Annotated in this window: 17 protein-coding genes; 14 read left to right on the top strand and 3 right to left on the bottom strand. The window is 64.5% G+C overall.

What is annotated here, in order from left to right; all coding sequences use genetic code 11:
• Positions 1-35: 35 nt before the first annotated feature.
• The 4 genes from ACM42_RS07660 to boxB all read left to right on the top strand — a co-directional run bounded on the left by ACM42_RS07660 (position 36) and on the right by boxB (position 6,042).
• Positions 36-1,577, top strand: coding sequence for a benzoate-CoA ligase family protein (locus ACM42_RS07660; protein WP_271527309.1), 1,542 nt, complete (start codon positions 36-38; stop codon positions 1,575-1,577).
• A gap of 224 nt (positions 1,578-1,801) precedes the next feature.
• Positions 1,802-2,620 (top strand): alpha/beta fold hydrolase, encoded by an 819-nt coding sequence (locus ACM42_RS07655; protein ID WP_271527308.1) that lies wholly within the window; start codon positions 1,802-1,804, stop codon positions 2,618-2,620.
• 132 nt (positions 2,621-2,752) lie between these two features.
• Positions 2,753-4,441: a 2,3-epoxybenzoyl-CoA dihydrolase gene (gene boxC, locus ACM42_RS07650; protein WP_271527307.1), complete on the top strand. Its 1,689-nt coding sequence runs from the start codon at positions 2,753-2,755 to the stop codon at positions 4,439-4,441.
• 149 nt (positions 4,442-4,590) lie between these two features.
• Positions 4,591-6,042: a benzoyl-CoA 2,3-epoxidase subunit BoxB gene (gene boxB / locus ACM42_RS07645; protein ID WP_271527306.1), complete on the top strand. Its 1,452-nt coding sequence runs from the start codon at positions 4,591-4,593 to the stop codon at positions 6,040-6,042.
• 190 nt (positions 6,043-6,232) lie between these two features.
• Here the strand turns inward: boxB and ACM42_RS07640 are convergent, their stop codons facing one another.
• The gene (locus ACM42_RS07640) at positions 6,233-7,045 is read right to left on the bottom strand and encodes an SDR family oxidoreductase (RefSeq protein WP_271527305.1); all 813 of its coding nucleotides are present in this window, start codon (positions 7,043-7,045) and stop codon (positions 6,233-6,235) included.
• A gap of 80 nt (positions 7,046-7,125) precedes the next feature.
• Positions 7,126-8,184: a polysaccharide deacetylase family protein gene (locus tag ACM42_RS07635; protein WP_271527304.1), complete on the bottom strand. Its 1,059-nt coding sequence runs from the start codon at positions 8,182-8,184 to the stop codon at positions 7,126-7,128.
• A gap of 164 nt (positions 8,185-8,348) precedes the next feature.
• Here ACM42_RS07635 and ACM42_RS07630 point away from each other — a divergent pair, with 164 nt between their 5' ends.
• The 10 genes from ACM42_RS07630 (at position 8,349) to phoB (ending at position 18,362) form a co-directional block, all read left to right on the top strand.
• Positions 8,349-9,743, top strand: a complete 1,395-nt coding sequence (locus ACM42_RS07630; RefSeq protein WP_271527303.1) for an OmpA family protein — start codon at positions 8,349-8,351, stop codon at positions 9,741-9,743.
• Between the two features lie 2 nt (positions 9,744-9,745).
• Positions 9,746-10,048, top strand: a complete 303-nt coding sequence (locus ACM42_RS07625; RefSeq protein WP_028179026.1) for a hypothetical protein — start codon at positions 9,746-9,748, stop codon at positions 10,046-10,048.
• 451 nt (positions 10,049-10,499) lie between these two features.
• A complete protein-coding gene (locus ACM42_RS07620) occupies positions 10,500-11,555 on the top strand; it encodes a lysylphosphatidylglycerol synthase domain-containing protein (RefSeq protein ID WP_271527302.1) in 1,056 nt (351 codons plus the stop codon).
• 47 nt (positions 11,556-11,602) lie between these two features.
• On the top strand, positions 11,603-12,901 hold the full coding sequence (locus ACM42_RS07615; RefSeq protein ID WP_271527301.1) for an ATP-binding protein: 1,299 nt from the start codon (positions 11,603-11,605) through the stop codon (positions 12,899-12,901).
• Positions 12,902-13,045: 144 nt separating this feature from the next.
• Positions 13,046-14,059, top strand: a complete 1,014-nt coding sequence (gene pstS, locus ACM42_RS07610; protein WP_061879726.1) for a phosphate ABC transporter substrate-binding protein PstS — start codon at positions 13,046-13,048, stop codon at positions 14,057-14,059.
• 177 nt (positions 14,060-14,236) lie between these two features.
• Positions 14,237-15,226, top strand: coding sequence for a phosphate ABC transporter permease subunit PstC (pstC, locus tag ACM42_RS07605; RefSeq protein WP_271527466.1), 990 nt, complete (start codon positions 14,237-14,239; stop codon positions 15,224-15,226).
• Between the two features lie 4 nt (positions 15,227-15,230).
• On the top strand, positions 15,231-16,076 hold the full coding sequence (gene pstA, locus ACM42_RS07600) for a phosphate ABC transporter permease PstA (RefSeq protein ID WP_271527300.1): 846 nt from the start codon (positions 15,231-15,233) through the stop codon (positions 16,074-16,076).
• Positions 16,073-16,894 carry a phosphate ABC transporter ATP-binding protein PstB gene (gene pstB / locus ACM42_RS07595; protein ID WP_271527299.1) on the top strand — a complete coding sequence of 274 codons (822 nt, stop codon included), beginning with the start codon at positions 16,073-16,075 and terminating at the stop codon, positions 16,892-16,894. The genes pstA and pstB overlap by 4 nt, the downstream gene beginning before the upstream one ends.
• Before the next feature lie 11 nt (positions 16,895-16,905).
• Positions 16,906-17,622: a phosphate signaling complex protein PhoU gene (gene phoU, locus ACM42_RS07590; protein WP_061879664.1), complete on the top strand. Its 717-nt coding sequence runs from the start codon at positions 16,906-16,908 to the stop codon at positions 17,620-17,622.
• A gap of 32 nt (positions 17,623-17,654) precedes the next feature.
• Positions 17,655-18,362 (top strand): phosphate regulon transcriptional regulator PhoB, encoded by a 708-nt coding sequence (gene phoB / locus ACM42_RS07585; RefSeq protein WP_008143479.1) that lies wholly within the window; start codon positions 17,655-17,657, stop codon positions 18,360-18,362.
• A gap of 234 nt (positions 18,363-18,596) precedes the next feature.
• Here phoB and ACM42_RS07580 read toward each other — a convergent pair whose 3' ends face one another.
• Positions 18,597-19,109 carry a GcrA family cell cycle regulator gene (locus ACM42_RS07580; RefSeq protein ID WP_271527298.1) on the bottom strand — a complete coding sequence of 171 codons (513 nt, stop codon included), beginning with the start codon at positions 19,107-19,109 and terminating at the stop codon, positions 18,597-18,599.
• Positions 19,110-19,162: the final 53 nt, after the last annotated feature.

The following is a 19,162-nucleotide window of genomic DNA, read 5'->3' as shown; positions in this document are numbered from 1 at the left end:
TATGAATTATAATTCTAAATTCGGGGGAGATGTTCGTGAGCGAGGGATCCTACAACGCGGTGACCTGGCTGCTCGACCGTAACGTCGAGGAAGGCCGCGCCAGCAAGCTCGCCTTCGACGACACGGTCTCGCGGCTCACCTATGGCGAGCTCTCGCGCGAGACCCGGCGCGCCGCCAACATGCTGCGCCGGCTTGGCGTCCGCCGCGAGGAGCGCGTGGCGATGATCATGCTGGATACGATCGATTTCCCAATCGTGTTCCTGGGCGCGATCCGCGCCGGTATCGTGCCGGTGCCGCTCAACACGCTGCTGACCGCGGACCAGTACGCCTACATCCTCGCCGACTGCCGCGCGCGCGTGCTGTTCGTGTCCGAAGCGCTCTATCCCGTCATCAAGGACGTCGTCGGCCGCATGCCCGATCTCGAGCATGTCGTGGTCTCCGGTGCCAAGCAGAACGGCCACAAGCAGCTCGCCGAGGAGCTCTCAGGCGAGAGCGACCGGTTCACCACTGCCGCGACGCATCCGGACGAGCCGGCGTTCTGGCTGTACTCGTCCGGCTCGACCGGCATGCCCAAAGGCGTGCGCCATCTGCACTCGAATTTGCAGGCGACGGCGGACACCTATGCGAAGCAGGTGCTCGGCATTCGCGAGAGCGATGTCTGTCTGTCAGCGGCAAAATTGTTCTTCGCCTATGGCCTCGGCAACGCGTTGACCTTCCCGATGTCGGTCGGCGCCAGCGTGATCCTCAACAGCGAGCGTCCGACGCCGGCCCGCATGTTCGATCTGATGAACCGCTACAATCCCTCGATCTTCTACGGCGTGCCGACGCTGTTCGCGGCGATGCTCAACGACGAGGCGATGAAGGGCGAGCGCTGCGGCAAGGCGTTGCGCATCTGCACCTCGGCCGGCGAGGCGCTGCCGGAATCGGTCGGCAACAGCTGGAAGGCGCGCTTCGGCGTCGACATCCTCGACGGCGTCGGCTCGACCGAGCTCCTGCACATTTTCCTCTCGAACGCGCCCGGCGACATCAAATACGGCTCCTCCGGCAAGCCGGTGCCGGGTTATGCGGTGCGGCTCGTCAACGAGGCCGGTCAGGACGTTGCCGACGGCGAGGTCGGCGAGCTCCTGGTCGACGCGCCCTCCGCCGGCGAAGGCTACTGGAACCAGCGGCACAAGAGCCGCCGCACGTTCGAGGGACCGTGGACGCGCACGGGCGACAAATATGTCAGGGACGCCGAGGGTCGCTACACCTTCTGCGGCCGCGCCGACGACATGTTCAAGGTCTCCGGCATCTGGGTCTCACCGTTCGAGGTCGAGAGCGCGCTGATCACGCATCCGGCCGTGCTGGAAGCCGCCGTCGTGCCCGAAGCCGATCCGGAGGGGCTGTTGAAGCCGAAGGCCTTCGTCGTGCTGCGGCCGGGCGCGACAACGACGGACTTGCAGGAGACGCTCAAGGAGCACGTCAAGCAGAAGATCGGCCCATGGAAATACCCGCGCTGGATCGACGTGGTCGACTCGTTGCCGAAGACGGCGACGGGGAAGATCCAGCGGTTCAAGCTGCGGGAAGGAGCGCATTGATGGTGCAGGCGGTGGACTCGCTTGCTTACCCTCCCCTGGAGGGGGAGGGTCGCTTCGCGTTGAGCGAAGCGCAATGCGAAGCGGGGTGGGGTGATCTCTCCACACGGGCACCGCATCCGCGGAGAGACTGTCACCCCACCCCGTCTCACATCTCGCTGCGCTCGATATGAGCCGACCCTCCCCCTCCAGGGGAGGGTGCAGACGGAGCGAACAGGAAGAACAGCATGACCAACCTCACCCCCACCGGATTTCTCCGCATTGATGGCGCCAGCCTCGAATACAAATGGCTCGCGCCGCAGGCCGCCGACGCGCCGACCATCGTGATGCTGCATGAAGGCCTCGGCTCGGTCGGCCTCTGGGGCGACTTCCCGGAAAAGCTGCAGCAGGCGACCGGCGCCGGCATCTTCGCCTATTCACGCGCGGGTTACGGCCAGTCCAGTCCGGTCGCACTGCCGCGGCCGCTCGACTACATGCAGCGCGAGGCGCTGGACGTGCTGCCGAAGCTGCTCGATGCGATCGACTTCAAGCGTGGCCTCTTGCTCGGCCATTCTGACGGCGCCTCGATCGCGACGATTTATGCCGGGGCGCATGAGGATCATCGCCTGAACGGTCTCGTGCTGATCGCGCCGCATTTCATCGTCGAGGACATCTCGATCAAATCGATCGCCGCGATCAAGACGACGTTCGAGACCACGGACCTGAAGGCAAAACTGGCGCGCTGGCACAAGGATGTCGACAATGCCTTCTACGGCTGGAACGGAGCCTGGCTCGATCCGAAGTTCCGCGACTGGGACATCTCGGAATACCTGGCCTATATCCGCGTCCCCATCATGGTCCTGCAAGGCGCGGACGACCAATACGGCACCCTGCGTCAGGTCGAGATCGCGCAGGAAGAGTGCTACTGCCCGGTCGATCCGAAGATCATTCCAGGCGCGGGACATTCTCCGCATCGTGAAGCGCCCGGGCCGACGCTCGAGGCGATCGAGCAATTCGCACGAGCGGCCCTGCGCGAAGATCAGGGCCTGCAAGGACGCGCCGCGTGATGGCGGCCGATAGTGGCTGCCATGAAACAAAGTGCATGCTATAGCTGTTGAGGGCTAGACGTATCCAAAAAGATGCACTATTGTGCATCTAACGCTCAAGCCTAAACGCATAATCAAGCTCAGGGATGACCCATGGCCGGGGAAGATCGGCGCCTCGCAGGCGGCGCGACATTCATCGATTTCCAGACCGAACCGTCCCGCTACAAGCATTGGAAGCTCGCGGTCGAGGGCGACGTTGCGACGCTGACCATGGATGTCGACGAGAACGGCGGCCTGTTCGAGGGCTACCTGCTCAAGCTCAACTCCTATGACCTCGGCGTCGACATCGAGCTTGCCGACGCGATTCAGCGCCTGCGCTTCGAGCATCCCGAGGTCAAGGTCGTGGTGATGCGCTCGGCCAAGAACCGCGTGTTCTGCGCCGGCGCCAATATCCGCATGCTCGCGGGCTCGACCCACGCTCACAAGGTCAATTTCTGCAAGTTCACCAACGAGACCCGCAACGGCATGGAAGATTCCTCGGAGAATTCCGGCCAGCGCTTCATCACCGTGGTGAACGGCTCGGCCGCCGGCGGCGGCTACGAACTGGCGCTTGCGACCGATCACATCATTCTCGCCGATGACGGCTCGTCCGCCGTTGCGTTGCCTGAAGTGCCGCTGCTCGCGGTGCTGCCCGGCACCGGCGGTCTCACGCGTGTGGTCGACAAGCGCAAGGTGCGCCGCGACCACGCCGATTTTTTCTGCACCATCGAGGAGGGTGTGAAGGGCAAGCGCGCGGTGCAGTGGCGTCTCGTCGATGAGATCGCGCCGAATTCCAAATTGGAAGCCAAAATCGCCGAGCGCGCCAAGGAATTCGCGGCAGCCTCGAAACGCACCGGCAGCGGCAAGGGCATCGCATTGACGCCGCTCAAGCGCGTCATCGACGAAAACAGCATCCGCTACGGCTTCGTCACCGTCGATATCGATCGCGCTGCCCGCATGGCCACCATCTCGATCAAGGCGCCGGAGGCCGCGCCGCCTGCCGACATTGACGGCATGATGGCGCAGGGCGCTTCGTTCTGGCCGCTCCAGGTCGCACGCGAGCTCGATGACGCCATCCTGCATCTGCGCATCAACGAGCTCGAGATCGCCATGCTGGTGTTCAAGAGCCACGGCGATCGTGCCTATGTGCTCGCTTGCGATGCTTTCCTCGAAGTCAACAAGGCGCACTGGCTGGTCAACGAGATCAGGCACTACTGGAAGCGCGTGCTCAAGCGCATCGACGTCACCTCGCGCACACTGGTGACGCTGGTCGAGCCCGGTTCCTGCTTTGCCGGTACGCTCGCCGAGCTCGTGTTTGCCGCCGACCGCTCCTACATGCTGATCGGCACGCGTCAGGGCGACAATCGGCCGCCGCCGTCGATCGAGCTGTCCGCGATGAATTTCGGGCCGTATCCGATGAGCCATGGCCTGACGCGGCTTCAATCGCGCTTCCAGGCCGATCCGTCCGATGTGGAGCGCGCGGAAGCGACCATCGGCACCAGCCTCGATGCCGAGGAGGCCGAGGAGCTCGGCCTCGTCACCTTCGCGCTCGACGACATCGACTGGGACGACGAGGTCCGCGTGTTCCTCGAGGAGCGCGCCAGCTTCTCGCCCGACAGCCTCACCGGCATGGAGGCGAGCCTGCGCTTCGTCGGCCCCGAGACGATGGAGTCGAAGATCTTCGCGCGCCTCACCGCTTGGCAGAACTGGATCTTCCAGCGCCCCAACGCCGTCGGCGAGGAAGGCGCGCTGCGCCGCTACGGCAGCGGCCAGAAGCCGAAATTCGATATGACGCGGGTTTGATGATTTTCGTGTCCCGGGCGCGGCGCAGCGCGAAGCGATGCGACGCAGAACCGGGACCCAGACGGACCAGACAATAGGTCCCGGCTCAGCAGTGCAGCACTTCGCGCCGCACTGCGTCCGGGACACGAGACCGATCAAGGAGCACGGCCATGAACATGAACATCATGAACGTCGACTACTCGACCAAGATTCCGAACAACGTGAATCTTGCCGAAGACCGCCAGGTTCTGAAGGCGCTGGAAGGCTGGCATCCGGGCTACATGGATTGGTGGAGCGACATGGGGCCGGAAGGCTTTCAGGAGTCGCTGGTGTATTTGCGCACCGCGTACTCGGTCGATCCGCGCGGCTGGGCCAAGTTCGATTACGTCCGCATGCCCGAATATCGCTGGGGCATTCTCCTTGCGCCGCAGGAAGAGAACCGCGTCGTGCCGTTCGGTGAGCATTACGGCGAGCCGGCCTGGCAGGAAGTCCCGGGCGAGCATCGCGCCATGCTGCGCCGCCTGATCGTGATCCAGGGCGACACCGAACCGGCCTCGGTCGAACAGCAGCGCCATCTCGGCAAGACCGCGCCCTCGCTCTACGACATGCGCAACCTGTTCCAGGTCAATGTCGAGGAAGGCCGTCACCTCTGGGCGATGGTGTACCTGCTGCAGAAATATTTCGGCCGCGACGGCCGTGAAGAAGCCGACGATCTCCTGCGTCGTCGCTCCGGCGATGCCGATGCGCCGCGTATGCTGGGCGCATTCAACGAGGCGACGCCGGACTGGCTGTCATTCTTCATGTTCACGTATTTCACGGACCGCGACGGCAAGATGCAGTTGCACTCACTGGCGCAGTCCGGCTTCGATCCGCTGTCGCGCACGTGCCGGTTCATGCTGACGGAAGAAGCCCACCACATGTTCGTCGGCGAGACCGGCATCACCCGTGTCGTGCAGCGCACCTGCGACGCCATGAAGGCGGCCGGCATCACCGACCCGACCGACATTGCCAAGGTTCGCGCGTTGGGGGTGATCGACCTGCCGACCATCCAGAAGAAGCTGAACCTGCACTATACGCTGTCGCTCGACCTGTTCGGCTCGGAAGTCTCGACCAACGCGGCCAACGCCTTCAACGCCGGCATCAAGGGCCGCTATCACGAGACCCAGATCGACGACGATCATCAGCTCAAGAACTCCACCTATCCGGTGCTCAAGCTGATCAACGGCGAGATCAAGCTGGTCGACGAGCCGGCGCTGACTGCGCTCAACATGCGCCTGCGCGACGATTACAGCCAGGATTGCGTCAAGGGCCTGCTGCGCTGGAACAAGGTGATCTCGACCGCGGGCTACGATTTCAAGCTCGCTCTGCCCAACGTCGCCTTCCACCGCCACATCGGCGAGTTCAAGGACGTTCACGCGACTCCCGACGGCATCCTGATCGACGATGCCACCTGGGCGAAACGACGGGACGAATGGCTGCCCTCTGCGAGCGACGGCGACTTCATCACCTCCCTGATGCAGCCCGTCACCGAGATCGGCCAGTTCGCCTCCTGGATCTCGCCGCCCAAGGTCGGCATCGACAACAAGCCCGGCGATTTCGAGTATGTGAAGATCGAGTCGTAAGCAACGGGAGCCGACGCTCCCGCAACACAAATGGCGTCATCACCCGCCCCGCTGCGCAATTGCGCGGGTGATCCTGTCTTCCAGAGGCGTAAAAAAATCCCTTATTGATCAAGGGGCATTCTACTGTGCATGGGGTTGTTTTCGACATTTTGGTTCGGCGCCCCACTGCGGGTGACGTGAGATCGCCCGATCAATCACTGTCCCACCCGCTGCCCTTGATCCCCGGGTTCGCATACACGATGCCGCCATCCACCGCGATGGTGGCTCCCACCACGTAATCGCCCGCGCGCGAGGCGAGATAGATCGCGGCGCCCGCCATGTCCTCGTCGGTGCCGATGCGGCCCACGGGTACGCGCGTTGCGACCTCGTCGGCGTGGTCGCGGGCGGCGCGGTTCATGTCGGACTTGAACGGGCCAGGCGCGATCGCCGTGACCACGACATGGTCGGGGATCAGCTTCACAGCCATGCGCCGGGTCAGATGGATCAGGCCGGCCTTGCTGGCGGCATAGGAATAGGTCTCGCCCGGATTGACGAAGATGCCGTCGATCGAGGCGATGTTGATCACCTTGGCTGGCCGTTCCGCGCTTCCCGACGCGCGCAGCGTCGGCGCCAGCGCCTTGGTCAGGAAGAACGGTGCCTTGACGTTGAGGTTCATCACCTTGTCCCAGCCGCTCTCCGGAAATTCGTCGAACTCCGCGCCCCAGGCCGCGCCCGCATTGTTGACGAGGATGTCGAGCCTGGACTCGCGCTTGCTGTATTCGTTCGCCAGCAGCTCGCAGCCGGCGAGTGTGGAGATGTCGATCGGCAGCGCGATGCACTCGCCACCACATTGTGCGGTGAGCTCTTTCGCGGTGGCTTCGCAGGGTCCCGCCTTGCGCGCGGTGATGTAGACCTTGGCCGCGCCGGCGCTCAGAAACCCCGCGGCGATCATCTTGCCGATGCCGCGCGAGCCGCCGGTCACCAGCGCGATGCGGCCCTTGAGCGAGAACAGATCGTTGAACATGGTGCCTCCCTTTGGTTGGCGCTGGTTGTGAGCGGAGCGGGGAGGGGAGTCAATCTCCGCGGCCGCGGAGATAGGAGTGGCTACGCCGCCGCGATCCGGCGAAAACCGTTCCACATCGCGGTCGCGGCGCCCGAGGTCAGCACCGGCAGGATGCGCGCGTCCTGGTAGTTGCCATTGAGCGAGACGCGGGGCAGCGCGGTCATGTGACCGGCATTCTCCGCGAACAGCATGCCGGGCCGTGTCGTCACCGCGGTCTTGAAGCCGGCGGATGCGGCAAGGGCGAACTCGCGCTCGGCCGCGGCCTCGCGATCGCCATAGGGATAGGCGAGGTGCAACACGGGGCGCTCCAACACCCGCTCGATCCGCGCGCGGCTCGCGGCCATCTCCTGCGCGGCGATGTCTTCCGCCTGCTTGGCGAGGTTGCAATGGCTGACGCTATGCGCGCCGATCGTGACCAGCGGATCGGCGGCAAATGTCTTCACCTCGGCCCAGGACAGGCACAGGCTGCGGCACAGCGCTTCCATGTCGACGTCGTACGTCGTGCAGAGCGCTTCGATCTCGCGCTTGAGGTCGTGCTCGCCCGGCAGCGCGCGCAGCCAGTCGTGCAGGCGATCGAACGCCGCCTGTTTGGCGGCAGGCGTCGTCGCATCGAGCCGCAGCGCGGAGTTGCCGATTCTGACGTCGACATGCTCGGCTTTGGCGATCACGGCCTCCAGCGCCGTCCACCACAATCGTCCGGTGCCCTCGGCAAAATCGCTCGCGACATAGACCGCCAAAGGCGCGTCAAATTCGCGCAGCACCGGCAGAGCATAGTCGAGATTGTCGCGATAGCCGTCGTCGAGGGTAAAGGCGGCGAAGCGGCGGTCGAATCGGCCCTGCGTCAGCCGCTCATGCAGCTCGTCCATGCTGACGATGTCGATGTCGCGCGAGCGCAAATGGCACAGCGTCGCGCGCAGGAATTCGGGTGTGACTTCGAGATGCCGGTTCGGCTGGAACGCGGCCTCACGGGCCGGCCGCACGTGGTGCAGCATGAAAATGGCGCCGACGCCCGACAAAAGTGGGCGCAGCAGGTGGTGCGCCCCGCTGAAATAGAGTGCTCCCAGCCCGGCGCGGATGACGTTATTACGCAGTTGTTTCATGAGCGGCTGGGGGACTCTGGCATTCCGTCCTCAACTTACGGAAGAACCCTTGAAGAAAAAGTTATTCCGATTGTCCAGGCGGGGCCGTCGGAACGGCAGCATTTCCGGTTTGACAGCCTGCCAAGGGTTTGTTTTGTCTCCGTTTCCAGAGTTCGGGTCGTCGAATGCAGAAGCTTTTCAGGTGGGCCAGCAAATGGTGGCCGGGGTTGATCCCCCTGGCCGTCATGTGGGGATTTGCGGCCTGGAATAATACTTTACCGGTCGAGGCCGATCTGTCGGCGCGCAGCTCGGCGGCGCTGAAGGATACCGTTCTGGACAAGACACGGATCGTCGTCGATGGCCGCGACGTCGGCCTGGCCGCGGACGCCTTCTCCGAGGAGGGGCGCCGCGACGCCGTGATGGCGGTCGAGACTGTCTCCGGCGTCCGCCTGGTCGACGATCGGACCCGCCTTGTTCCCGAAGCCAAGCCCTTCGTCTGGACCGCCGAGCGCGACGTGGTGCGGGTGACTCTGTCAGGCTCCGCGCCCCTGCCGTCGATGAAGGCCCGGCTGACCGAGGCCGCCCGCAAGGAGGTCGGCGGCGTCGAGGTGGCCGACCAGATGGGGCTGGCCCGCGGTGCGCCGCCGCGGTTCGAGGCTGCCGCGATGCTGTTGCTGGATCAGATCGGCAAGCTCAAGGACGGCAAGATCACGATAACCGACACCAAGGTCAATCTGTCGGGCATGGCGCGCGAGCTCGGCGGCCGCGAGGCGATCGCGGCGGCGCTGAAGAACCTGCCCGAAGGTTTTTCGATCGCCGCCAACGACATCAAGGCGCCGCCCTACATCTTCCAGGCCTACAAGGATCCGGTGGCCGCGACCGTGACGCTGACCGGCTATGTTCCCGACAACAACGTCCATGCGGCGATCGCCACCAGCGCCGCGCGGAAGTTCTTCACCGAGAAGGTCGTCGACAACCTCAAGGCCAGCATCGGGGCACCCGGCTCCTTCAGCACGGCCGTGGTCCCAGCGCTCGGCGCGCTGTCGCGGCTGTCGACCGGCACGCTTGTCGTCTCCGACCGCGAGGTGAAGCTGTCGGGCGATGCGCTCTACGAAGGCGCTGCCAACGACATCCGCGCAGGGCTCGGCAAGGACTTCCCGAAAAACTGGCAATACAAGCCGGAAATCACGGTGAAGCCTGCGGCAGGCCCGGTCGACGGCACTGTGTGCCAGCAATTGTTCTCGGAGCTTCTGACCAAGGGCAAGATCCGTTTCGCGACCAGGCGTGCGGACATCGATCCCGACTCCGCCGGCATCCTCGATCGTCTCATCGAGACGGCGCTGCGCTGCCCCACCACCAATATCGAGATCGCCGGGCATACCGACGCCGACGGCGAGGATTCCTTCAACCAGGCTCTCTCGGAAAAGCGCGCGCAGGCGGTGATCGACTATCTGGTCAAGGCCGGCCTGCCCGCCAGCCGCTTCACCGCGGTTGGCCATGGCAGCACGCAGCCGCTTGCCGGCAACGACACCGATGAAGGCAAGGCCCAGAACCGCCGTATCGAATTTCTGGTGAGGTGACGATGCCCTATCTCGTCTCGTTCCATCTGGGCTGGCTGATCGGCTCGCTGCTGCTGGGCTTCTGCATGGGCTGGATCTCGGTGGTCCAGCGCGGCAACGGCACCTCGAAGGTGACGGCGCGCTGGCTCGCCGCGCTCGCCGCCGCGCTGGTCGCGGCCTCGCTCGCCCATGTGGTCCCCGGCCGCTTTGGCTACTGGCTCGATCTCGGCCTGATCATGTTCGCGTGCTACCTCGTCGGCTGTACCATCGGTGCATGGCTGCGCGACCGCGTGGTCTCGCGCACCGCGCCACCAGCCGCTCTGTGATGTTGCTGCGCACCCTCACTGAAGGGACGGGGGGCGCGTCCGCCGCGGCCTTTCGGCGCGTCAGAACGCGTCAACTGGCCGCCTCGATCATCCTCTTTCAACGGGCAGGACTGCCCCATAGATTGACGTCGGCTTAAGGCGTGACGGAACATTGTGCGGCCGAAATCATCAAAACTTCATGGCGTCTGCGCAGGATTGCCATGGAGATTCGCGTCAAGCCTTGCCGCCGAAAGCGCCAAATCGTGCATCAGGAGCCGTAACCCTGCCTAAAATATTGAAGGCACGTGTTTTTGTTCGGATTGGCGAATTCCACTCCGCCCGAAAACGCGCTAGTGGAGGGGCAGGGAGCATGCGCGATGCCGGAGCCGACGGCGAGGGTTCGCTGGGTGCCTGTGCGTCGTCCGCCTGTCCGCCGGCCACCCTGGCCGCCGAAGCGTTGTTCGAGGTCTAGATGCTGGAAGCCATACGCAGGGCGATGTCGTTTCTGCGCCAGAAGCAGGTCCTGCATAAGCTTGGAGTTGTGATCAGCATCGCGGTCATCGGCATCGCTTGCTATGTGTTGTACCACATGCTGCGAGGCATCGATTTCAACGAGGTCCTCGAGGCGATCAAGAGCACCGAGCCCAGTCAGATCGCGATGGCGGCGCTGTTCGTCGCTGCGGGCTATTTCACCCTGACCTTCTACGACCTCTTCGCCACGCGCGCGATCGGCCATGCCCATGTGCCCTATCGCATCAATGCGCTCGCGGCCTTCACCAGCTATTCGATCGGCCACAATGTCGGCGCCAGCGTCTTCACCGGCGGCGCGGTGCGCTACCGCATCTATTCGGCCTATGGGCTGAACGCGATCGACGTCGCAAAAATCTGCTTCCTCGCCGGCCTGACTTTCTGGCTGGGCAATGCCGCCGTGCTCGGCCTCGGCATCTCCTATCACCCGGAGGCCGCCGCCTCGATCGACCAGCTCCCGCCCTGGCTGAACCGGACGCTGGCGCTGATGATCATCGTGGCGCTGATCGGCTACGTGGTCTGGGTCTGGACCCAGCCGCGGGTGGTCGGCCGCGGCCCCTGGACCGTGGTGCTGCCGGGCGGCCCGCTGACGCTGCTTCAGATCGCGATCGGCATCGTCGATCTCGGCTTCTGCGCGCTGGCGATGTATGTCCTAGTTCCGGACGAGCCCAATCTCGGCTTCGTCGTGGTCGCGGTGATCTTCGTCTCGGCCACCCTGCTCGGCTTCGCCAGCCATTCGCCCGGAGGGCTCGGCGTGTTCGACGCCGCCATGCTGGTCGGCCTCTGGCAGATGGACCGGGAGGAGCTTCTGGGCGGCATGCTGCTGTTCCGCGTCCTCTATTATCTGTCTCCCTTCGTCCTATCTGTAATCTTGCTGACGCTTCGCGAAGTTATCATCGGCGCGCGATCGAAGCGCTTGCATCAGGCGGCGCTCAAGCTGGACCCCGGCCCGGCGCGTGAAGCTGCCTATGTGCGAGAGCGTAGCGACAGCGGCGCCTGACCGGTGCCAGGTCCTTAGGACAAGTCCTCCAGGAGAAGCCTGCCCCGATGGCGATCGACGCCCCATCTTCTCCCCCCGCCCAGCCTTGGTCCGACCGGCTGCGCCACTCGACCGTCATCCTGATCGCCGCGGCGCTGGCGCTGTCCGTCGTGGTCTCGCTCGGCGAATTGTCCGCGCTGCACGCCGCGATTGTGTTCCTCTGCATCGCGGCGGCTGCCCTGATCCCGTGGCGGCTGCACGATCCCGCCGCCTCACGCGATGATGTCAGGCGCATCAACCCGGTCGAGAGCGCGGCGGTGGCTGCGGTGGTCGCCGGCATGCCGGATCCGGCGGTGCTGCTCGACCGCGCCGGCCGCGTCATCCATCTCAACGCCGCGGCCGCCCAGCTCGCACCGGCGCTGCGCAGGAACGAACTCGCCCAGTTCGCGCTGCGCTCGCCGGAGATCATCACGGCGCTGCGCGAGGCGATCGCCACCACCGAGCCGCGGCGCGCGACCTATCTCGACCATGTTCCGGTCGATCGCTGGATGGAGCTCATGATCACGCCGGTTCCGGTGCCGACCAGCTTCGGCGGCGCCGACAAATGCATGCTGATGACCTTCCACGACCAGACGCCGCTACGCCGGGTCGAGGAGATGCGCGCCGACTTCGTCGCCAATGCCAGCCACGAGCTGCGCACGCCGCTGGCCGCGCTGTCGGGCTTCATCGACACCCTCCAGGGCCAGGCCAAAGACGATCCCAAGGCGCGCGAGCGCTTCCTCGGTATCATGCACAACCAGGCCACGCGCATGGCGCGCCTGATCGACGATCTGCTGTCGCTGTCGCGGGTCGAGCTGTCGGCCCATGTCCGGCCCGACACCCTGGTCGACCTCATACCGATCATCCGCCAGGTCGCCGACGGGCTCGAGCCGCTGGCGCGCGAGCGTCAGGTCGAGGTGGAGATCGATCTGCCGGAGCCGCCGGTGATGATCGCGGGGGACCGCGAGGAACTGCTCCGCCTGTTCGAGAACCTGATCGAGAACGCGCTCAAATACGGCGCCTCCGGCGGCCGCGTCATCGTGTCGCTGACATCCGGCGTCGCCACTGATGGAACTCAGGAAATCCGGGTCCTGGTCCGCGATTTCGGCCCCGGCATCGCGCCCGAGCACCTGCCGCGGCTGACCGAGCGCTTCTACCGGGTGGACGTCGGCGACAGCCGCTCGCAAGGCGGGACCGGGCTCGGATTATCGCTGGTGAAACATATTCTTAACCGCCATCGCGGCCGGCTTCTGATTGAAAGCGTGCCCAAGCAGGGCGCCACTTTCACGGCGTGTTTTCCCCAGGCGAAGATTTCGGCTCAGGCCTAAAAACCAAGCGGATTCAATTGCTTGGTGGCGTCATCCAACTGTCATGAAACCTTCGTAAAAGCACAGCCGACCGCTCCTAAACGGGCGGCGCGGGGAGCGCGATCGGGCGCGGATGGCGCTTCGCTCCCCTGTATGGAGACCAGCATGAATTTCCTCAAAACTATGGTCGCTGCTGGCTTGGTCGCCGCATCGACGACGGCAGCCTTTGCGGCCGACATCACCGGCGCCGGCGCGACGTTCCCGTTCCCGCTCTATTCGAAGTGGGCTGACGCCTACAAGAAGGAGACCGGCAACGGTCTGAACTACCAGTCGATCGGTTCGGGCGGCGGCATCAAGCAGATCCAGGCCAAGACCGTCACCTTCGGCGCGAGCGATATGCCTCTCAAGCCTGAGCAACTTGAAAAGGACGGAATGATCCAATGGCCGCAGGCGATGGGTGCCTTGGTGCCGGTCGTCAATCTCGAAGGGATCAAGTCGGGCGAGCTGGTGTTTTCTGGCGAGTTGCTGGGCGACATCTATCTGGGCAAGGTCAAGACATGGAATGACCCGGCGATCGCCAAGCTTAATCCCAAAGTGAAGCTCCCCTCGGACGCCATCACCGTCGTGCGTCGGTCGGACGGCTCCGGCACCACGTTCATCTGGACCGATTTCCTTACGAAGACCAATGCCGAGTGGAAGACAAAGGTCGGTGCCGGTACCGCGGTCGAGTGGCCAACGGGTGTTGGCGCCAAAGGCAATGAAGGCGTCGCGGGCAATGTCAGCCAGACCAAGAACTCGATCGGCTATGTCGAGTATGCCTATGCCAAGCAAAACAAGCTGACCTACGGTGCCCTGATCAACAAGTCCGGCAAGACCGTGCAGCCGACCGTTGCGGCCTTCCAGGCAGCAGCCGCCAACGCCGACTGGGCCGGCTCCAAGAACTACTATGTGATCCTGACCGACCAGCCCGGTGAAACGTCGTGGCCGATTACCGGCGCGACCTTCATCTTGATGCACAAGGATGCGACCGACAAGGCGGCGTCCCAGGAAGCCATCAAGTTCTTCAAGTGGGCGTTCGAGAAGGGCGACAAGATGGCGGAGGAGCTCGATTACATCCCGATGCCCGACACGGTCGTGAAGCAGATCGAGAAGACGTGGGCTGCCGAGATCAAGAGCTGATTGCAGCGTACTGAAACTCGCGCTCCGCCTCGGCGGGCGCGAGTGAAAGAACGGCCCGGAATCCCAGGATTCCGGGTCCTTGAGACCACCCGGAACGACGCGGCAAACCGTCGAAAACGACCGCCTTTGGCGGCATGCAGATGGCGTAAGGCAAAACAGGGGATCGGCGTGGCAGAGATGGCCGTTCAGAGCGATGCAATCGACGACGCCGGACCGTATGATCGCGCCAAGGCCTTGGGCGCGTTCAAGCTCGGTGACGTCACCTTCTACTGGGTCACGCGGCTTTCCGCGATCTCGGTGCTGCTGATCCTCGGCGGCATTATCATTTCGCTGATCGTGGGCGCCTTCCCGGCGATCAAGGAATACGGCCTGTCGTTCCTGTGGACGCAGCGCTGGGCCCCTTCGGCCGATCCGCCCGTGCTCGGCGCGCTCGGGCCGATGTACGGTACGCTCGTCACCTCCTTCATCGCGATGCTGATCGCCATTCCCGTCGGTCTCGGCATTGCGATCTTCCTCACCGAGCTCTGTCCGCAATGGCTGCGCCGCCCGATCGGCATGGCGATCGAGCTGCTCGCCGGCATTCCCTCGATCATCTACGGCATGTGGGGCTTCTTCGTGCTGGGGCCGTTCCTGGCCAACACCTTCCAGCCCTTCATGATCAGGGTGTTCGACGGCGTGCCCGTGCTCGGCGCGATCTTCGCGGGTCCCCCGTCCTATCTCAGCCTGTTCAATGCCGCGCTGATCCTCGCCATCATGGTGCTGCCCTTCATCACCTCGATCTCGGTCGACGTGTTCAAGACGGTGCCGCCGGTGCTGAAGGAAGCCGCCTACGGTGTCGGCTGCACCACGTGGGAAGTCGTGCGCAGCGTGGTGATCCCGTATACCCGCGTCGGCATCATCGGCGGCGTCATGCTGGCGCTGGGTCGCGCGCTCGGCGAGACGATGGCCGTGACTTTCATCATCGGCAATTCGTTTCGCATCTCTTCATCGATTTTCGCCCCGGGCACCACGATCTCGGCAGCGATCGCATCCGAGTTCGCCGAGAGCGACGGCTTGCACCAGTCCGGCCTGATCCTGCTCGGCCTGCTCCTGTTCGTGCTGACGTTCTTCGTGCTCGCGGCCGCGCGGCTGATGCTGATGCGCCTGGAAACCAAGGCCGGAAAGTGAAGCCATGAACCCGATCTATTCGCGCCGCCGCCGCTGGGACATCGTCATCCGCGGCCTCTGCATCGCAGCCGCCGCCTTCGGCGTCACCTGGCTCGCGCTGATCCTGGTCACGCTGCTCTACAACGGCTTGGCTGGGCTCAACCTTCAGGTCTTCACCGCAGACACGCCGCCGCCCGGATCGACCGAGGGCGGCCTTCGCAACGCCATCGTCGGCTCGCTGATCATGACCGTGATCGGCGTCGGCATCGGCGCGCCGCTCGGCATGTTCGCCGGCACCTATCTTGCCGAATACGGACGCAACGACAGGCTGACCTCGGTCATCCGTTTCATCAACGACATCCTGCTCTCGGCGCCCTCGATCATCATCGGCCTGTTCATCTACGGTGCGGTCGTGGTGCCGATGCGAGGCTTCTCGGCAATCGCTGGCGCGCTGGCGCTCGCCGTGATCGTGATCCCGGTCGTGGTGCGCACCACGGAGGACATGCTGCTGCTGGTGCCGAACCCGCTGCGTGAGGCGGCCTCCGCGCTCGGGCTGCCGCGCTCGCTGGTGATCAAGCGCATCGCCTACCGTGCGGCGCGCTCGGGCCTCATCACCGGCGTGCTGCTGGCCACTGCTCGCGTCGCGGGCGAGACCGCGCCGCTGCTGTTCACCGCGCTGTCGAACCAATTCTTCAGCCTCGGCCTGGACAAGACGATGGCCAACCTGCCGGTGACCATCAACAACTTCGTGCAGAGCCCCTACGCCTACTGGAAGCAACTCGCCTGGAGCGGTGCGCTGCTGATCACCCTGACTGTGCTTGCCCTGAACATTGGCGCCCGCATCCTTGGTGCCGAGAGGACCGCAAAATGAGTGAAATGTCTGTTTCCGTAAGCGCGCCGACCGTTCACCCCGGCTCGCAGCCGCTGCCCGAGGCGCCTGCCAAGGTCACGGCGCGCAACCTCAATTTCTACTACGGTGAGCACCATGCGCTGAAGAACATCAATCTGGCGCTCGGCACCAATCGCGTCACGGCCTTCATCGGCCCTTCCGGCTGCGGCAAGTCGACCCTGCTGCGTATCTTCAACCGGATGTACGACCTCTACCCGGGCCAGCGCGCCACCGGCCAGCTCATGCTCGACCACACCAACATGCTCGACCCCAAGCTCGACCTCAATCTGCTGCGCGCGCGGGTCGGCATGGTGTTCCAGAAGCCGACCCCGTTCCCGATGACGATCTACGAGAACATCGCCTTCGGGATCCGCCTCTACGAGAAGATCTCGAAATCGGAGATGGACGATCGCGTGGAGAAGGCGCTGCGCGGCGGCGCGCTGTGGAACGAGGTCAAGGACAAGCTCAATGCCTCCGGCCTGTCGCTCTCCGGCGGCCAGCAGCAGCGCCTCTGCATTGCCCGTACCGTCGCGGTGCGGCCCGAGGTGATCCTGTTCGACGAGCCCTGCTCGGCGCTCGACCCGATCTCGACCGCCAAGGTCGAGGAGCTGATCCAGGAATTGTCCGAGAACTACACGATCGCGATCGTCACCCACAACATGCAGCAGGCGGCCCGCGTCTCCGACAAGACCGCCTTCATGTATCTCGGCGAGCTGATCGAGTTCGACGACACCAGCAAGATCTTCACGTCGCCGACCGACCGGCGCACGCAGGATTACATCACCGGCCGGTTCGGCTGAGGAGACGGAACATGGGTTCTGAACATACCGCAAAGGCTTTCGATACCGACCTCCAGGAACTCACCCGCCTGGTCGCCGAGATGGGCGGCATCGCCGAGCGCATGATCGTCGATTCCGTCGACGCGCTGATCCGCCGCGACGTCGCGCTCGGTCAACGCGTCGTCGCCACCGACGCCGAACTCGACACGCTGCAGAAGCGCATCGAGGAGCGCGCCGTGCTCACCATCGCCCGCCGCCAGCCGATGGCCGTTGATCTGCGCGAGATCGTCGGGGCCATGCGCGTCGCGACCGATCTCGAGCGCATCGGCGATCTCGCCAAGAACATGGGCAAGCGCGTCGCAGCGCTGGAGACGGATTTTCATCCGCTGAAACTGTTCCGCGGCCTGGAACACATGACCGACCTCGTACAGCAGCAGGTCAAGTCGGTGCTGGACGCCTATGCCGCGCACGATCTGCCGGCAGCGATGGCGGTGTGGAAGGGCGACGAGGAAGTCGATGCCATCTGCACCTCGCTGTTCCGCGAACTCCTCACCTACATGATGGAGGATCCGCGCAACATCTCGTTCTGCATCCATTTGATGTTCTGTGCCAAGAACATCGAGCGGATCGGCGACCACGCCACCAACATCGCCGAGACCGTATTCTACATGATCGAGGGTCAGGCGATCACCGACAAGCGGCCGAAGGGCGACATGACGACCTTCGCCACGACGGTGCCGAATACCTAAACGGTGCCGAATACCCAAGGAGCGACGACAACATGGGCGCACGCATTATGGTGGTTGAGGACGAGGAAGCTCTCACCGAGCTTCTTCGCTACAACCTCGAAGGCGACGGCTATGACGTTGAGACGGTGATGCGCGGCGATGATGCCGACACCCGCCTCAAGGAGCACATTCCCGATCTGATCGTGCTCGACTGGATGCTGCCGGGCCTGTCGGGCATCGAGCTGTGCCGGCGGCTGCGCACCCGTCCCGAAACCAAGCAGCTTCCGATCATCATGCTGACCGCGCGCGGCGAAGAAAGCGAGCGGGTGCGGGGACTTGCGACCGGTGCCGACGACTACATCGTCAAGCCGTTCTCGGTGCCGGAGCTGCTGGCGCGCGTGAAGGGCCTGCTCAGGCGCGCCAGCCCCGAGCGGCTCGCCACCGTGCTCGCCTATGGCGACATCGAGCTCGACCGCGACAAGCGCCGCGTGGCGCGTTCGGGCCGGCCGATCGATCTCGGCCCGACCGAATATCGTCTGCTGGAGTTCTTCCTGGAGCATCCCGGCCGCGTGTTCTCGCGCGAGCAGCTGCTCGACAGCGTCTGGGGCCGCGACATCTACATCGACGAGCGCACTGTCGACGTCCACATCGGCCGCCTGCGCAAGCTGCTCAATCTCGGCCGGGAGCAGGATCCGATCCGCACCGTGCGTGGCGCCGGCTATGCGCTGGACGATCGGTTCGCGAAGGCGGAGCAGACCTGAGTTTTGTGGATGTCGAATTAGCGAGCCGCGGCAACAATCTTGGCCGTCATCCCGGGGCGCGCGTAGCGCGAGCCCGGGATCCATAACCACAAGACGTGGTTTGGCGAAGACTCGCAGTAGCCATCTCGCGCAATCACTGCGCCCTGTGGTTATGGATCCCCGCCTCCGCGGGGATGACACCGAGTAAGTCGAGCCGTCATCGTGTGACGGCTGCAGTCAGCTAAATCCGCAAACTCACCGCGTGCCCGGCTTCGCCGGCGCGCGCCGGCGATCCGCTGCGGGTTGATACGCCACGCGCGAATGCTGGGCGCAATAGGGCAGGCCGGAGAGCGCCTTGCCGCCGCAGAAGAAGAAATCCGGGCTCGAGGGATCTCCGACCGGCCAGTGGCAGGTCGCCTCGTTCAGCTCCAGCAGCGACAGCCGCTGGTTCATCGGCACCACATTGTCGTAGGTGACGGGTTCGGCCTCCACCTCGACCTCGAAGGCCTGCGCCAGCGCGGTGTTGCCGCGGGCAACGGGGCGGGTCACCCGCATCATGTGCTGCGCGGGCCGCGCCTTGCGCGGCCGGGGCGCTGCCGACGAAGGGCTCTTGGCGCGGCCGGACAGGCCGAGCCGGTGCACTTTGCCGATCACGGCATTGCGGGTCACATTGCCGAGCTCCGCCGCGATCTGGCTGGCCGAAAGTCCGGCCTCCCAAAGCTTCTTCAGCTGCTCGACGCGATCATCGGACCAGGTCAAAACCGTCATTGCACCCTTTCCCTCGCTGCGCGCCTACCATCCTGGGGCCTTCGCAGCGATTG

Source organism: Bradyrhizobium sp. CCBAU 25338 (assembly GCF_028128965.1).
Taxonomy (GTDB): domain Bacteria; phylum Pseudomonadota; class Alphaproteobacteria; order Rhizobiales; family Xanthobacteraceae; genus Bradyrhizobium; species Bradyrhizobium liaoningense.
Note: the sequence above shows the minus strand (reverse complement) of the source record. Positions and strands in the feature narration are given on the sequence as shown.

Excerpts from the sequence above, each read along its gene's own strand:
- phoU (WP_061879664.1), top strand. The coding sequence starts at position 16,906 with ATGGGTTCTGAACATACCGCAAAGGCTTTCGATACCGACCTCCAGGAA.
- pstB (WP_271527299.1), top strand. The coding sequence starts at position 16,073 with ATGAGTGAAATGTCTGTTTCCGTAAGCGCGCCGACCGTTCACCCCGGC.
- ACM42_RS07630 (WP_271527303.1), top strand. The coding sequence starts at position 8,349 with ATGCAGAAGCTTTTCAGGTGGGCCAGCAAATGGTGGCCGGGGTTGATC.
- ACM42_RS07655 (WP_271527308.1), top strand. The coding sequence starts at position 1,802 with ATGACCAACCTCACCCCCACCGGATTTCTCCGCATTGATGGCGCCAGC.
- pstS (WP_061879726.1), top strand. The coding sequence starts at position 13,046 with ATGAATTTCCTCAAAACTATGGTCGCTGCTGGCTTGGTCGCCGCATCG.
- pstC (WP_271527466.1), top strand. The coding sequence starts at position 14,237 with ATGGCCGTTCAGAGCGATGCAATCGACGACGCCGGACCGTATGATCGC.
- ACM42_RS07580 (WP_271527298.1), bottom strand. The coding sequence starts at position 19,109 with ATGACGGTTTTGACCTGGTCCGATGATCGCGTCGAGCAGCTGAAGAAG.
- boxC (WP_271527307.1), top strand. The coding sequence starts at position 2,753 with ATGGCCGGGGAAGATCGGCGCCTCGCAGGCGGCGCGACATTCATCGAT.
- ACM42_RS07640 (WP_271527305.1), bottom strand. The coding sequence starts at position 7,045 with ATGTTCAACGATCTGTTCTCGCTCAAGGGCCGCATCGCGCTGGTGACC.
- ACM42_RS07615 (WP_271527301.1), top strand. The coding sequence starts at position 11,603 with ATGGCGATCGACGCCCCATCTTCTCCCCCCGCCCAGCCTTGGTCCGAC.
- pstA (WP_271527300.1), top strand. The coding sequence starts at position 15,231 with ATGAACCCGATCTATTCGCGCCGCCGCCGCTGGGACATCGTCATCCGC.
- boxB (WP_271527306.1), top strand. The coding sequence starts at position 4,591 with ATGAACATGAACATCATGAACGTCGACTACTCGACCAAGATTCCGAAC.
- phoB (WP_008143479.1), top strand. The coding sequence starts at position 17,655 with ATGGGCGCACGCATTATGGTGGTTGAGGACGAGGAAGCTCTCACCGAG.
- ACM42_RS07620 (WP_271527302.1), top strand. The coding sequence starts at position 10,500 with ATGCTGGAAGCCATACGCAGGGCGATGTCGTTTCTGCGCCAGAAGCAG.
- ACM42_RS07625 (WP_028179026.1), top strand. The coding sequence starts at position 9,746 with ATGCCCTATCTCGTCTCGTTCCATCTGGGCTGGCTGATCGGCTCGCTG.
- ACM42_RS07635 (WP_271527304.1), bottom strand. The coding sequence starts at position 8,184 with ATGAAACAACTGCGTAATAACGTCATCCGCGCCGGGCTGGGAGCACTC.